At 61.2% G+C, this 13,752-nt stretch carries 11 protein-coding genes; 5 read left to right on the forward strand and 6 right to left on the reverse strand.

Annotated elements, in window-relative coordinates; translation table 11 throughout:
- The 5 genes from KVQ82_RS13080 to gloB form a co-directional block, all read right to left on the reverse strand.
- The gene (locus KVQ82_RS13080) at nt 1–1,074 is read right to left on the reverse strand and encodes a microcin C ABC transporter permease YejB (RefSeq protein WP_025109088.1); all 1,074 of its coding nucleotides are present in this window, start codon (nt 1,072–1,074) and stop codon (nt 1–3) included.
- A gap of 4 nt (nt 1,075–1,078) precedes the next feature.
- Complete coding sequence (locus tag KVQ82_RS13085; RefSeq protein ID WP_121185936.1) at nt 1,079–2,920, reverse strand: extracellular solute-binding protein; 1,842 nt, start codon at nt 2,918–2,920, stop codon at nt 1,079–1,081.
- Complete coding sequence (locus tag KVQ82_RS13090; RefSeq protein ID WP_222019088.1) at nt 2,917–4,749, reverse strand: extracellular solute-binding protein; 1,833 nt, start codon at nt 4,747–4,749, stop codon at nt 2,917–2,919. Before KVQ82_RS13090 ends, KVQ82_RS13085 begins: the two co-directional genes overlap by 4 nt.
- Nucleotides 4,750–5,030: 281 nt before the next feature.
- Nucleotides 5,031–6,497 (reverse strand): LysM peptidoglycan-binding domain-containing protein, encoded by a 1,467-nt coding sequence (locus KVQ82_RS13095; protein WP_198758299.1) that lies wholly within the window; start codon nt 6,495–6,497, stop codon nt 5,031–5,033.
- Between the two features lie 99 nt (nt 6,498–6,596).
- Nucleotides 6,597–7,364 (reverse strand): hydroxyacylglutathione hydrolase, encoded by a 768-nt coding sequence (gloB, locus tag KVQ82_RS13100; protein WP_222019089.1) that lies wholly within the window; start codon nt 7,362–7,364, stop codon nt 6,597–6,599.
- Between the two features lie 66 nt (nt 7,365–7,430).
- Here gloB and KVQ82_RS13105 point away from each other — a divergent pair, with 66 nt between their 5' ends.
- The 5 genes from KVQ82_RS13105 to KVQ82_RS13125 all read left to right on the forward strand — a co-directional run bounded on the left by KVQ82_RS13105 (nt 7,431) and on the right by KVQ82_RS13125 (nt 12,818).
- On the forward strand, nt 7,431–8,189 hold the full coding sequence (locus tag KVQ82_RS13105; protein WP_003224159.1) for a methyltransferase domain-containing protein: 759 nt from the start codon (nt 7,431–7,433) through the stop codon (nt 8,187–8,189).
- A gap of 91 nt (nt 8,190–8,280) precedes the next feature.
- Nucleotides 8,281–8,742 carry a ribonuclease HI gene (gene rnhA / locus KVQ82_RS13110; RefSeq protein ID WP_003224162.1) on the forward strand — a complete coding sequence of 154 codons (462 nt, stop codon included), beginning with the start codon at nt 8,281–8,283 and terminating at the stop codon, nt 8,740–8,742.
- Between the two features lie 227 nt (nt 8,743–8,969).
- Nucleotides 8,970–9,728, forward strand: coding sequence for a DNA polymerase III subunit epsilon (gene dnaQ / locus KVQ82_RS13115; RefSeq protein ID WP_047293706.1), 759 nt, complete (start codon nt 8,970–8,972; stop codon nt 9,726–9,728).
- A 205-nt stretch (nt 9,729–9,933) separates the two neighbouring features.
- Nucleotides 9,934–12,189 carry an Orn/Lys/Arg decarboxylase N-terminal domain-containing protein gene (locus KVQ82_RS13120; protein ID WP_222019090.1) on the forward strand — a complete coding sequence of 752 codons (2,256 nt, stop codon included), beginning with the start codon at nt 9,934–9,936 and terminating at the stop codon, nt 12,187–12,189.
- Nucleotides 12,190–12,203: 14 nt separating this feature from the next.
- Nucleotides 12,204–12,818: a GNAT family N-acetyltransferase gene (locus KVQ82_RS13125; RefSeq protein WP_041067268.1), complete on the forward strand. Its 615-nt coding sequence runs from the start codon at nt 12,204–12,206 to the stop codon at nt 12,816–12,818.
- On the opposite strand, the gene KVQ82_RS13130 is transcribed toward KVQ82_RS13125, so the two are convergent.
- Nucleotides 12,784–13,677, reverse strand: coding sequence for a LysR substrate-binding domain-containing protein (locus KVQ82_RS13130; RefSeq protein WP_222019091.1), 894 nt, complete (start codon nt 13,675–13,677; stop codon nt 12,784–12,786). The genes KVQ82_RS13125 and KVQ82_RS13130 overlap by 35 nt on opposite strands.
- Between the last annotated feature and the right edge of the window lie 75 nt (nt 13,678–13,752).

Here is a 13,752-nt window from a genome sequence, read left to right on the forward strand (position 1 = left end):
TCAATGCTCCCGGCTGGCGAAGTCGATACGCGGATCGACCAGGGTGTAGGTGAGATCACCGATCAGTTTCACCACCAGCCCCAGCAGGGTGAAGATGAACAGGGTGCCGAACACCACCGGGTAATCGCGGTTGATCGCCGCTTCGAAACTCATCAGGCCCAGGCCGTCGAGGGAGAAGATCACCTCCACCAGCAACGAGCCGGTGAAGAAGATGCCGATGAACGCGGAAGGGAACCCGGCAATCACCAGCAGCATGGCGTTGCGGAACACATGGCCGTAGAGCACGCGATTGCGCGTCAGGCCCTTGGCCTTGGCGGTGACCACGTACTGCTTGTTGATCTCGTCGAGAAAGCTGTTTTTGGTCAGCAGGGTCATGGTCGCGAAGTTGCCGATCACCAGCGCCGTCACCGGCAGCGCCAGATGCCAGAAGTAGTCGAGAACCTTGCCGCCCAGGCTCAGCTCATCGAAGTTGTTCGAAGTCAGGCCGCGCAACGGGAACCAGTCCAGATAACTGCCGCCGGCAAACACCACGATCAGCAGAATCGCAAAGAGGAACGCCGGAATCGCGTAGCCGATGATGATCGCCGAACTGGTCCACACGTCGAAGTGGCTGCCGTGCCGCGTGGCCTTGGCGATCCCCAGCGGGATCGACACCAGGTACATGATCAGCGTGCTCCACAGCCCGAGCGAGATCGACACCGGCATCTTTTCCTTGATCAGGTCGATGACCTTGGCGTCACGGAAGAAGCTGTCGCCGAAGTCCAGCTTCGCGTAGTTCTTGACCATGATCCACAGGCGTTCCGGGGCCGATTTGTCGAACCCGTACATGTGCTCGATTTCCTTGATCAGCGCCGGGTCCAGACCTTGCGCGCCGCGGTAGGCGGAGCCGGCCACCGAGACTTCGGCGCCGCCACCGGCGATGCGGCTGGTGGCGCCTTCGAAGCCTTCAAGCTTGGCGATCATCTGCTCCACCGGGCCGCCGGGCGCGGCCTGAATGATCACGAAATTGATCAGCAGAATGCCGAACAGGGTCGGGATGATCAGCAGCAGTCGCCGAAAAATATACGCCAGCATCTGATTACTCCGTGCCCACAGGGTCGGCTTGCAGTTTGGTTTCGACTTCTATGGCGGGTTTCGCGTCAGGCTTGACCCACCAGGTGTTAATCCCGATGTCGTATTTGGGCGAGACTTTCGGGTGACCGATGTGGTTCCAGTAAGCCACGCGCCAGGTCTTGATATGCCAGTTGGGGACCACGTAGTAACCCCATTGCAGCACCCGATCCAGCGCCCGGGCATGCGCCACCAGGCTGCTGCGTGAATCGGCGTTGATCAGGCTTTCCACCAGTTGATCGACAATCGGATCCTTCAGGCCCATGGTGTTGCGGCTGCTCGGTTTGTCGGCGGCCGCGCTCATCCAGAATTCGCGCTGCTCGTTGCCCGGCGAATTGGATTGCGGGAAGCTGCCGACCATCATGTCGAAGTCCCGTGAGCGCACGCGGTTGATGTATTGCGAAACGTCGACGCGGCGGATCACCAGATCGATGCCAAGGTCGGCCAGATTGCGTTTGAACGGCAGCAGTACGCGTTCGAATTCGGTCTGCGCGAGGAGGAACTCGATGACCACCGGTTTGCCGCTGGCGTCGACCATTTTGTCGTCGACAATCTTCCAGCCGGCCTCTTGCAGCAGTTGATAGGCTTCGCGCTGCTGGGCGCGGATCATGCCGCTGGCGTCGGTCTTCGGGTTCTCGAAGGCTTCGCTGAACACCTGCGCCGGCAGTTTGCTGCGGAACGGTTCGAGGATCGCCCGTTGTTCGGCGTCGGGCAGGCCGGTGGCGGCCATTTCCGAATTCTCGAAATAGCTGCGGGTGCGGAAGTAGGCACCGTTGAACAGCTGTTTGTTGGTCCACTCGAAATCGAACAACAGGCCGAGCGCCTGGCGCACCCGCACATCCTGAAACACTGGACGGCGCAAATTGAAAACGAAGCCCTGCATGCCGGTCGGGTTGCTGTTGGCGATCTGTTCCTTGATCAGCCGACCTTCGGTGACCGCCGGAATGTTGTAGGCGTTGGCCCAGTTCTTCGCGGTCATTTCCAGCCAGTAATCGAACTGCCCGGCCTTCAGCGCTTCGACGGCGACGGTGTTGTCGCGGTAGTAATCGGTGGTCATCACGTCGAAGTTGTAGAAGCCGCGATTGACCGGCAGATCCTTGCCCCAATAGTCCTTGACCCGCTCATAGCGCACCGAGCGCCCGGCCTTCACTTCGGCGACCTTGTACGGGCCGCTGCCCAGCGGAATTTCCAGATTGCCCTTGGTGAAATCGCGATTGGCCCACCAGTGTTTCGGCAGCACCGGCAACTGGCCGAGGATCAGCGGCAACTCGCGATTGTTGGTGTGCTTGAACTTGAACAGCACCTTGAGCGGGTCTTCGGCGATGGCCTCTTCGACATCGCTGTAGTAGCCGCGAAACAGCGGCGAACCGTCCTTGGTCAGGGTCTGGAAGCTGAACACCACGTCTTCGGCGCGCACCGGATGGCCGTCGTGAAAACGCGCTTCCGGGCGCAGGTAGAAACGCACCCAGCTGTTGTCCGGGGCTTTCTCGATCTTCGCGGCGATCAGGCCGTATTCGGTGAACGGTTCGTCGAGGCTGTGCTTGGTCAGGGTGTCGTAGATCTGCCCGACGTCATCGGCCGGCACGCCTTTGCTGATGAATGGGTTGAGGCTGTCGAAGCCGCCGAATCCGGCCTGGCGGAAGATCCCGCCCTTGGGCGCGTCGGGGTTCACGTAATCGAACTGCTTGAAGTCCGCCGGGTATTTCGGCGGCTCGTTGTACAGGGTCACGGCGTGTTGCGGGGCGGCAATCGCCAGCCCGGCGAACAGCAGACCGCTGGCCTGCAGGAGCAGGGCGCGGATGGGCGTCATTTATTGTTCTCCGAAGATTTCAGCCACCACGCGCTCAGGCCCAGGGTGTAGGGCGGCGTGGTGACGAAAGCCAACCGGTTGCGGTAGGCCAGTCGGTGATAATTGAGGTACCAGTTGGGAATGCTGTAGTGCTGCCACAGCAGCACGCGGTCCAGCGCCTTGCCGGCGGCGACCTGTTCGTCGCGGGTTTGCGCGGCGAGCAATTGTTCGAGCAGGTGATCGACCACCGGGTTGGCGATGCCCGCGTAGTTTTTGCTGCCCTTGACCCCGACCTGACTGGAATGGAAGTACTGCCATTGCTCCAGACCCGGGCTGAGGGTCTGGTTGAGGGTCATCAGGATCATGTCGAAATCGAACTGGTCCAGGCGCTGTTTGTACTGGGCGCGATCCACCGTGCGCAGGCGCGCGTCGATGCCGATGCTGTTGAGGTTTTCGATATATGGCTGGAGGATCCGCTCAAGGTTCGGGTTGACCAGCAACAGTTCGAAGCTCAGCGGCTGCCCGGCAGCGTTTTGCAGGCGCTGGCCGTTGAGCTTCCAGCCGGCCTCGGCGAGCAGCGCCAGGGCCTTGCGCATGGTCTCTCGCGGGATGCCACGGCCATCGGTCTGCGGCAACGTGAACGGCTCGGTGAACAGCTTCGCCGGTAACTGATCCTTGTATGGCTTGAGCATCAGCCATTCGTGCCCGACCGGCAGGCCGTTGGCACTGAATTCGCTGTTGGGGTAGTAGCTGGTGGTGCGCTGGTAGGCGTCGCTGAACAGCGCGCGGTTGGTCCACTCGAAGTCGAACATCAGACCCAGCGCTTCGCGCACCTTGACGTCACTGAAGGTCGCGCGTCGGGTGTTCATGAACAGGCCCTGGCTCTGGGTCGGGATCTGATGCGGGATCTGCGCCTTGATCACGTCGCCACGGCGCACCGCCGGGAAGTTGTAGCCGTTGGCCCAGTTCTTCGCCTGATGCTCGATGTAGATGTCGAACTCGCCGGCCTTGAACGCCTCGAAGGCCACGTCGCTGTCGCGGTAGAACTCGACTTCCATGCGATCGAAGTTGTACTTGCCGCGATTGACCGGCAGGTCCTTGCCCCAGTAATCCTTGACCCGCTCGAAAATCAGCTGCCGCCCCGGCGTTACCGAGGTGATGCGGTACGGGCCACTGCCCAGCGGTGGCTCGAAGGTGGTGGCCTTGAAGTCGCGATCCTTCCAGTAATGCTGCGGCAGCACCGGCAGCTCACCGAGGCGCAGAATCAATAACGGATTGCCCGAGCGTTTCATCACGAAACGAATGCGCTGCGGGTTGAGGATGTCGACCCGTGAGACTTCCTGCAGGGCGGTGCGGTACAGCGGGTGGCCGTCCTTGAGCAGTGTTCGGTAGGAGAACGCCACGTCGTAGGCGGTGATCTGGGTGCCGTCGTGGAAGCGCGCTTCCGGGCGCAGATTGAACACCACCCAGCTGCGATCTTCGCTGTATTCCACCGATTGCGCGATCAGGCCATAGCTTGATGCCGGCTCGTCACCGGACGGCGAATACTGGCCGGTGCCGACCATCAGCGGCTCGTTCAGCTCGTTGATGCCGTATTGCAGGAAATTCGGCGTGGTGACCGGGCTGGTGCCCTTGAACGTGTATGGATTGACCGTATCGAAGGTGCCGAACGCCATCACCCGCAACGTACCGCCCTTGGGCGCTTGCGGGTTGACCCAGTCGAAGTGGGTAAATCTGGCCGGGTACTTGAGCGTGCCGAACTGCGCATAACCGTGACTTTCGGTAATCGTCGCGCTTGCGGGTGAGCTCAAGGCCAGGCTGATCAGGAGCAGGAGGAGGGGACGCTTCAAGTCAGATCCGATCCAGGCGGCTTGGGCTTTGTGGGCCGTAAAGTAACAGCTTGTCTGGACAGGAAAAAGATAGCGGGTTAATGGGCTGTTAATCGGCGTGCAATGCTTGCCCGGTTTGCATTGTAGCGAGGGGATTTATCCCCGATGGACTGCGCAGCAGTCCCCGTGGATTTTGGAAGGCAGGGGCCCCCATCGGGGATAAATCCCCTCACCACAAGGAATCCATCAGGGACAATATTCTGGTAATAAAAAAAAGCCCCTGAATTTCAGGGGCTCTTCTGTCAGTGCGGCTGGTAAACCGTGAGCATCTGCCCAGGCTTGAGGGCCTTGCCGGCGCCCGGGTTCCAGCGCTTGAGATGCTGCATCTCGACGTTGAAACGCTTGGCCACCACGTACAGGGTGTCGCCACGCTTGACCTTGTACTGGGTCTGCTGCTGGCTGTCGGCCTTGCCTTTGGTCTTGCTGTTCGCGGCAATCACCGTGTTGACCCGGCCACTGTTGCGAGCCGGGGCGCGCTTGGTGGTGTCCTGCATCACCAGGGTCTGGCCGACCTTGAGGTTTTTGCCGGTCAGCTTGTTCCAGCGCTGCAGGTCCTTGACTTCGACCTTGTTGGCCTTGGCGATGGAGCCGAGGTTGTCGCCGCGTTTGACCCGGTAGGCGCGTTTGAGCGTTGCCACCTCGGTCGGGTCGGCACCGTCGAATACCGGTTTCAGCGAACGGGGGCTGATCAGTTCTTCAGGCCGCATGGTCTGCAGACTGGCGGTCAGCAGTTGCGCCTTGGACGTCGGCACCAGCAGATGCTGCGGGCCGTCGATGGTGGTGCGTTGTTTGAAGGCCGGGTTGAGCTGGAACAGCTCGTCTTCGTCGATGTTGGCCACCGCCGCGACCTTCGACAGGTCCATGCGCTGGTTGATTTCGACGACCTGGAAATAGGGTTCGTTGGCGATCGGGTTGAGGTTCACCCCGTAGGCTTCCGGGGCCAGCACCACTTGCGACAGGGCCAGCAGCTTCGGCACGTAAGCCTGGGTTTCCGCCGGCAACGACGACAGGTTCCAGTAGTCGGTCGGCAGGCCAAGCTTCTCATTACGCTCGATGGCGCGGCTGACCGTGCCTTCACCGGCGTTATAGGCCGCCAGGGCCAGCAGCCAGTCACCGTTGAACATGTCGTGCAGACGAGTCAGGTAGTCCATCGCGGCGGTGGTCGAGGCGGTGATATCGCGACGGCCATCATAGAAGCGGGTCTGGCGCAGGTTGTAGTAACGACCGGTGGACGGAATGAATTGCCACAGGCCCGAAGCGTCGGCCCGGGAATAGGCCATCGGGTTGTAGGCGCTCTCGATCACTGGCAGCAGGGCCAGTTCCAGCGGCATGTTGCGCTCTTCGAGACGCTCGACGATGTAATGAATGTAGAGACTGCCGCGTTCGCCGGCATTCTCGAGAAAAGAGGGGTTGCTGGCGAACCACAGGCGCTGTTGCTCGATGCGCGGGTTGACGCCCAGGCCGTCCTGCAGTTGGAAACCACCGCGCATGCGCTCCCAGATGTCCTGAGGCACTTGCGGGCTGGGCTTTTCGCTCAGCCAGATCGGTTTCTGCTTGGCTCGCGCAGCAATGTTCGGCGTATGGGTCGCTTCAGTCTGCGGAGCATGGCTGGAACAGCCCGCCAATGTGGCGGACACAGCCACCGCGATGGCTTGGGCCAGGCGGGTCAACGTGTCTGAATTGACGGACTTACGTATGGATGACGACATTGGCTGGAAGTAAGTTCCGGGCAAAAATGTCGGGCGATTCTAGAAAGCGCACCCCCTGCGGTCAACCATTCAGAATTTTTGTACCAGGGGGCGAGTCACTTAGAATTTATCTTTCCAGGCCCGCAGAGCCGCAAAAACCTCACTCGGCGCCCGGTTTTGAGCGCCTGCCCGTTCGTCCACTTTTTGTGTAACTAATGTTTCAGAGGTGCGCAGAAACGGATTGGTGAGCTTTTCCAGGGCCAGGGTCGAGGGCAGGGTCATCACGCCTTTTTCCCGTTGTTGAGTGACTTTTTCCAGACGGGCGGCAATGTCCGGGTTGCCCGGTTCGACCGCGGCGGCAAACTTCAGGTTGCTCAGGGTGTATTCATGGGTGCAATACACCAGCGTATCCTCGGGTAACGCGGCGAGGCGGCTGAGCGAGTGGTGCATCTGTTGCGGCGTGCCTTCGAACAGACGCCCGCAACCGGCGGCGAACAGGGTGTCACCGCAAAACAGCAGGCCGTGGTGGTAATAGGCAATGTGGCCGAGGGTGTGACCGGGTACCGCATAGACATCGAAGTCCCAGCCGAGGACGCTGACCGTGTCGTTGTCCTTGAGCGCCACATCGCGCCCCGGGATGTTTTCGCTGGCCGGGCCGTAAACTGTGGCGCCGCACGCGGCTTTCAGGCGTTCGACGCCGCCGACGTGGTCATGGTGGTGATGGGTGATCAGAATGTCGCTCAACACCCAGCCCGGGTGCGCGGCCAGCCAGGTCTGCACCGGTGCGGCATCGCCCGGGTCGACCACGGCGCAGCGCTGGGTGCGGTGATCCTGTAACAACCAGATGTAGTTGTCGGTGAACGCGGGCAGGGCACTGATCTGTATCATCGTCGGAATTCGCCAAGCGGAAAACATTGGCGCATCTTAGAGCTTCTAGCGGCGTTGGAGAATGACATGACCGATAAAGCGTTCGCCCAGGCCGATCCCGACTGGCTGGCGTTGATCGGCGCGGCCCGTGAATGGCTGGCCGGCCCGCTCGGGCAATTTCTGCTGGATGAAGAACGACGCATGCTCGAAGACGAGTTGGGGCGGTTCTTCGGCGGCTATCTGGTGCATTACGGGCCGTCGGCGCAGACCCCGCCGTCGGCGCCGCAGGTGCAGCGCAACGTGCGGCTCGGCGCGCCGTTGCCGGGGGTCGAGATCGTCTGCGAGGAACAGGCCTGGCCATTGAGCGAGCATGCTGCTGACGTGGTGGTGTTGCAGCACGGTCTGGACTTCTGCCTGTCGCCCCACGGTTTGCTGCGTGAAGCGGCGAGCAGCGTACGCCCCGGCGGGCATCTGCTGATCATCGGCATCAACCCGTGGAGCACCTGGGGCCTGCGCCATGTTTTCGCACACGACGCCTTGCGTCAGGCGCGCTGTATCTCGCCGTCGCGGGTTGCCGACTGGCTCAACCTGCTGGGCTTTGCGCTGGAGAAACGCCGCTTCGGGTGCTATCGTCCGCCGCTTGCATCGCCCAAGTGGCAGGCCCGACTGGCCGGCTGGGAACGCAAGGCCGGCGACTGGCAACTGTCGGGCGGTGGCTTCTATTTACTGGTCGCGCGCAAGATCGTGGTCGGCCTGCGTCCGGTGCGTCAGGAGCGTCGCGAGCCGATGGGCAAGCTGATTCCGCTGCCGATGGCCAAGGTCAACCGCCGTCGTATCGAACCGTAAACCTTCTTTTTATAGTGGCCGGACGTGCTCCGGCCGCGGCCATCGTCGATCCGCGATTGACGGGGCCAGGCATTTTTCTGGATAGAGTGGCATGAGCGAAAGCGTCGATAGCGTAGAACTGTTCACCGACGGCGCCTGCAAGGGTAACCCTGGCCCGGGCGGCTGGGGCGCCTTGCTGGTGTGCAAGGGCGTGGAAAAGGAATTGTGGGGCGGTGAAGCCAACACCACCAACAACCGCATGGAACTGCTCGGCGCCATCCGTGGCCTTGAAGCCCTGAAGCGTCCTTGCGAAGTGCTGCTGGTGACCGACTCGCAGTACGTCATGAAGGGCATCAACGAGTGGATGGCCAACTGGAAGAAACGTGGCTGGAAGACGGCGGCGAAAGAACCGGTGAAAAACGCTGACCTGTGGAAAGAGCTGGATGAGCAGGTCAACCGCCACAAAGTCACCTGGAAGTGGGTGCGCGGGCACATTGGTCATCACGGTAACGAACGGGCTGACCAATTGGCCAACCGTGGGGTGGATGAGGTTCGCGGCTACAAGCAGAGCTGATTGCCAGCAGGCACACTCCTGCCATCTGGAATGCATTCCCCTGTAGGAGCTGCCGCAGGCTGCGATCTTTTGATTTTGTTTTTTCGAAAGCAAGATCAAAAGATCGCAGCCTGCGGCAGCTCCTACAGGGTTATCGGCGCCGATCAAGCGGTGGCGGGCGACGCGCACCGTGAGCGTGTTAACATCGCCGCTTTTGTACGATTGACCCCGTTGAGAACTGAACACTGATGGCCACCAGATCCGTTGTACTCGATACCGAAACCACCGGCATGCCGGTGACCGATGGTCACCGGATCATTGAAATCGGCTGTGTCGAACTGATCGGTCGGCGCCTGACCGGCCGGCACTTTCACGTCTACCTGCAACCGGATCGGGAGAGTGATGAGGGAGCGATCGGCGTTCACGGCATCACCAACGAATTCCTTGTCGGCAAACCGCGTTTCGCCGAAGTCGCCGACGAGTTCTTCGAGTTCATCAATGGCGCGCAGCTGATCATCCATAACGCGGCGTTCGACGTTGGTTTTATCAACAACGAATTCGCCTTGATGGGCCAGCACGATCGTGCGGACATCACGCAGCACTGCACCATTCTCGATACCCTGATGATGGCGCGGGAGCGTCACCCGGGGCAGCGCAACAGCCTCGACGCCTTGTGCAAACGATATGGCGTCGATAACTCCGGTCGTGAACTGCACGGCGCCTTGCTCGACTCGGAGATTCTCGCCGACGTCTACCTGACCATGACCGGTGGCCAGACCAGCCTGTCGCTGGCCGGCAACGCTTCCGACGGCAATGGCACGGGCGAAGGCGCGGACAACTCCGCCACCGAAATCCGTCGTCTGCCGGCGAATCGTCAGCCTGCGCGGATTATCCGGGCGACAGAAGACGAGCTGGCGGAGCACCTGGCGCGGCTGGAGATCATTGCCAAGTCGGCCGGTGGCCCGGCGCTGTGGACGCAGATTGCCGAGGCTGATGCTCAAGCCTGAAAGATCAAAAGATCAAAAGATCAAAAGATCGCAGCCTTCGGCAGCTCCTACATTGGAATGCGATCCCTGTAGGAGCTGCCGAAGGCTGCGATCTTTTGCTTTTGGCTGAATGAAGCCAACTGGCCACCCTCGCCACTTTCGCTGCAACCCTCTACCCTGAGTGCATTGGCAGACTTTGATCCGCCGCCTCGGGACACTGAGCCTCATGTACAAAGATTTGAAGTTTCCGGTGTTGATCGTCCACCGCGACATCAAGGCCGACACGGTCGCCGGCGAGCGTATCCGGGGCATCGCCCGGGAGTTGGAGCAGGAAGGTTTCAAGATCGTTTCGGCCATCGACTACACCGAAGGGCGGTTGGTGGCGTCAACCCATCATGGTCTGGCGTGCATGCTCATCGCTGCCGAAGACGCCAGCACCAATTCCCATCTGTTGCAAAACATGGCCGAACTGATCGGTCTGGCGCGGGTGCGGGCTCCGGATCTGCCGATCTTCGCCCTGGGCGAACAGGTGACCCTGGAAAATGCCCCGGCCGATGCGATGGCCGAACTCAATCAGTTGCGCGGCATTCTCTATCTGTTCGAAGACACGGTGCCGTTTCTGGCCCGGCAAGTGGCGCGGGCGGCGCGCAAGTACCTGGATGGCCTGCTGCCGCCTTTTTTCAAGGCGTTGGTGCAGCACACTGCCGATTCCAACTATTCCTGGCATACGCCTGGACATGGCGGTGGCGTGGCCTACCACAAGAGTCCGGTGGGGCAGGCGTTTCACCAGTTCTTTGGCGAAAACACCCTGCGTTCGGATTTGTCGGTGTCGGTGCCGGAACTCGGTTCGCTGCTCGATCACACCGGCCCGTTGGCTGAAGCCGAAGAGCGCGCGGCGCGCAACTTTGGCGCCGATCACACGTTTTTCGTGATCAATGGCACCTCGACTGCCAACAAGATCGTCTGGCACTCGATGGTCGGTCGGGATGATCTGGTGCTCGTCGATCGCAATTGTCACAAGTCGGTGCTGCACGCGATCATCATGACCGGCGCGATCCCGTTGTACCTGTGCCCCGAGCGCAATGAACTGGGGATCATCGGCCCGATTCCGCTAAGCGAATTCAGCCGCGAGTCGATCCAGGCCAAAATCGACGCCAGCCCGCTGACCAAGGGCCGCACGCCGAAAGTCAAACTCGCGGTGGTGACCAACTCGACCTATGACGGCCTGTGTTACAACGCCGAGCTGATCAAGCAGAGCCTGGGCAGTAGCGTCGAAGTGCTGCATTTCGACGAGGCGTGGTATGCCTATGCGGCGTTTCACGAGTTCTTCGCCGGGCGTTATGGCATGGCCACCTCGCGCGCAAAAGACAGCCCGCTGGTGTTCACCACTCATTCCACGCACAAGCTGCTCGCCGCGTTCAGCCAGGCCTCGATGATTCACGTACAGGACGGTGGTGCGCGGCAACTGGACCGCGATCGTTTCAACGAAGCGTTCATGATGCACATCTCGACCTCGCCACAGTACAGCATCATCGCTTCGCTGGATGTGGCCTCGGCCATGATGGAAGGCCCGGCCGGGCGTTCGCTGCTGCAGGAAACCTTTGACGAGGCGCTGAGTTTTCGCCGGGCGCTGGCCAATCTGCGCCAGCACATTGCGGCGGATGACTGGTGGTTCTCGATCTGGCAGCCGCCCGGCGTCGAAGGCATCGACCGGGTGCAGACCGAAGACTGGTTGCTGCAACCGGACGCCGACTGGCATGGCTTCGGTGAAGTCAGTGACGACTACGTGCTGCTCGACCCGATCAAGGTGACCCTGGTCATGCCCGGGTTGAATGCCGGTGGCGCGCTGAGCGAGAAGGGCATCCCGGCGGCGGTGGTCAGCAAGTTCCTCTGGGAGCGCGGGCTGGTGGTGGAGAAGACCGGGCTGTATTCGTTCCTGGTGCTGTTCTCGATGGGCATCACCAAGGGCAAGTGGAGCACGCTGCTCACCGAGTTGCTGGAGTTCAAACGCAGTTACGACGCCAACGTCAGTCTCGCGACCTGCCTGCCGTGCGTGGCGCAGCAAGACACCGCGCGCTATCGCGGCATGGGCCTGCGTGACCTGTGCGATCAACTGCACGCCTGTTACCGCAGCAACGCCACGGCCAAGCATCTGAAACGCATGTACACGGTGTTGCCGGAAATCGCCATGAAGCCGGCCCACGCCTACGATCAACTGGTGCGCGGCGAGGTCGAGGCGGTGCCGATCGATGAGCTGGAAGGACGGGTCGCGGCGGTGATGCTGGTGCCGTATCCACCAGGGATTCCGTTGATCATGCCCGGCGAGCGCTTCACCGAGGCAACCCGCTCGATCATTGACTACCTGAAATTTGCCCGCACGTTCGATAGCAGCTTTCCCGGTTTTGTCGCTGATGTGCATGGACTGCAACATGAAGATGAAGGCAATGGACGGCAGTACACCGTCGATTGCGTCAAGGAATGAGGACTTTTCCGAGTATGCAACCGGTCATGAATCCAAAATACCCAGGGTTGTCGGTGCGCGTCGCCGACGATGGTTTTGCGGCGTACATCTGGGGCAGCGACTTCAGTTTCGAGGTGGCTGCGTATGGCGCGGCAGTCATTGGCCAGCCGGTCGAGCGCTGGGCGGTGACGCCGATCGTGCCGTACCGCAAGTGCTACGGCATCGATCCTGAAGAGTTCAGCAGCTATCGCGACGCCGCCGACAGCGCGATCTTCATGGCTTATCTGGATGACGAACCGGTCGGCCATCTGGTGATCAGCACCAACTGGAACGGTTTTGCCCACATCGATGAATTGGCGGTGCACGCACCGGCACGCCGCCATGGCGTCGCCAAGGCGTTGCTGGATGTCGCGCAGTTCTGGAGTCGCAAGAAGAAGCTGCCGGGGATCATGCTCGAGACGCAGAACAACAACCTCGGTGCGTGTCGTTTGTACGAACGTTGTGGCTACGAGATTGGCGGTATCGACCATTTGCGTTATCGCGGGATAGACCCGAATACCGCCGAAATTGCGCTGTTCTGGTACCGACTGTTCGACAACCCGCTGGAAAACCCGCTCAGCTCGCCAGCATCGCCTCGGCTTGTTCCGTGACGATCGCCAGCAGCGTTTGAATCGCGGCCGGTATGGCGTTGTGTCGGTAGCTCAGGGCATATAGGCTGATCGGCACCGCCGGTGACAATGGGCAGACGTCCAGGCCACCCGCCCGTGCACCGAGCGCAGTGAACGGGTCGACGATGGCCAGGCCTTCGCCGGCCTCGACCATGCTGCGCATCATCTGGTGGGTTTGCACCCGGGTCTGGATGCTCGGCGTCGGGCGCAGGGCCTGGAGCTTGTTCTCCAATGCCGGACTCAGCGGGTCGTGGCCTTCAAGGCCGACCATTGCCTGGCCGGCGAGATCCTGCAGGGAAATGTACTTCTGCTTCGGTTGCAGCCAGCCGTGCGGTGCGAGCAGTTGCAGTTTGCCGTGGGCCAATGGCTGGCAGTGGATGTCGGGGTGTTCCGGGTCGTGCAGGCTCAGGCCCAGATCGCTTTCGCGCAGCAGCAGGCTGCGGACGATGTCGCACGTGGGCGAGCTGAGCAAGCGGCAGGGCGCGTCGGGCAAACGTCGGCGCAACAGCGCGATGCTTTGCGGCAACAGCAGTTGCGCCAGCGGCGGGGTGCCGATGATGCGCAGGGGCGGAGCGAGGTATTGCTTGAGGCTGCTGGCCAGACGCTGCACCGGCTCCAACGCCTGATAGACGTGAGCGATTTCCACCTGCAGCGCCCGCGCTTCGGGCGTTGATTGCAATCGACCGCGCACGCTGGCGAACAGCATGAACCCCAACTCGCTCTCGGCTTCGCGCAAGCGCTCTTCGACGTCAGTCACCGGGAGCTGCAGCCATTCGGCGGCGGTGCCCAGGTGACCAGTCTGCAAGAGCGCCTGAATCACTTCGATATGACGTAAACGCATGCGTGAAGTCCATGTTCAGCAGGTGGGGTCAGTGGCTGAATCCTACCCCAAGTCTGCGCATATGACTTCTGCTCA

Source organism: Pseudomonas sp. AO-1, assembly GCF_019775695.1.
Lineage (GTDB): Bacteria > Pseudomonadota > Gammaproteobacteria > Pseudomonadales > Pseudomonadaceae > Aquipseudomonas > Aquipseudomonas parakoreensis.

Excerpts from the sequence above, each read along its gene's own strand:
- KVQ82_RS13105 (WP_003224159.1), top strand. The coding sequence starts at position 7,431 with ATGACCGATAAAGCGTTCGCCCAGGCCGATCCCGACTGGCTGGCGTTG.
- dnaQ (WP_047293706.1), top strand. The coding sequence starts at position 8,970 with ATGGCCACCAGATCCGTTGTACTCGATACCGAAACCACCGGCATGCCG.
- KVQ82_RS13085 (WP_121185936.1), bottom strand. The coding sequence starts at position 2,920 with ATGACGCCCATCCGCGCCCTGCTCCTGCAGGCCAGCGGTCTGCTGTTC.
- gloB (WP_222019089.1), bottom strand. The coding sequence starts at position 7,364 with ATGATACAGATCAGTGCCCTGCCCGCGTTCACCGACAACTACATCTGG.
- KVQ82_RS13080 (WP_025109088.1), bottom strand. The coding sequence starts at position 1,074 with ATGCTGGCGTATATTTTTCGGCGACTGCTGCTGATCATCCCGACCCTG.
- KVQ82_RS13130 (WP_222019091.1), bottom strand. The coding sequence starts at position 13,677 with ATGCGTTTACGTCATATCGAAGTGATTCAGGCGCTCTTGCAGACTGGT.
- KVQ82_RS13095 (WP_198758299.1), bottom strand. The coding sequence starts at position 6,497 with ATGTCGTCATCCATACGTAAGTCCGTCAATTCAGACACGTTGACCCGC.
- rnhA (WP_003224162.1), top strand. The coding sequence starts at position 8,281 with ATGAGCGAAAGCGTCGATAGCGTAGAACTGTTCACCGACGGCGCCTGC.
- KVQ82_RS13125 (WP_041067268.1), top strand. The coding sequence starts at position 12,204 with ATGCAACCGGTCATGAATCCAAAATACCCAGGGTTGTCGGTGCGCGTC.
- KVQ82_RS13120 (WP_222019090.1), top strand. The coding sequence starts at position 9,934 with ATGTACAAAGATTTGAAGTTTCCGGTGTTGATCGTCCACCGCGACATC.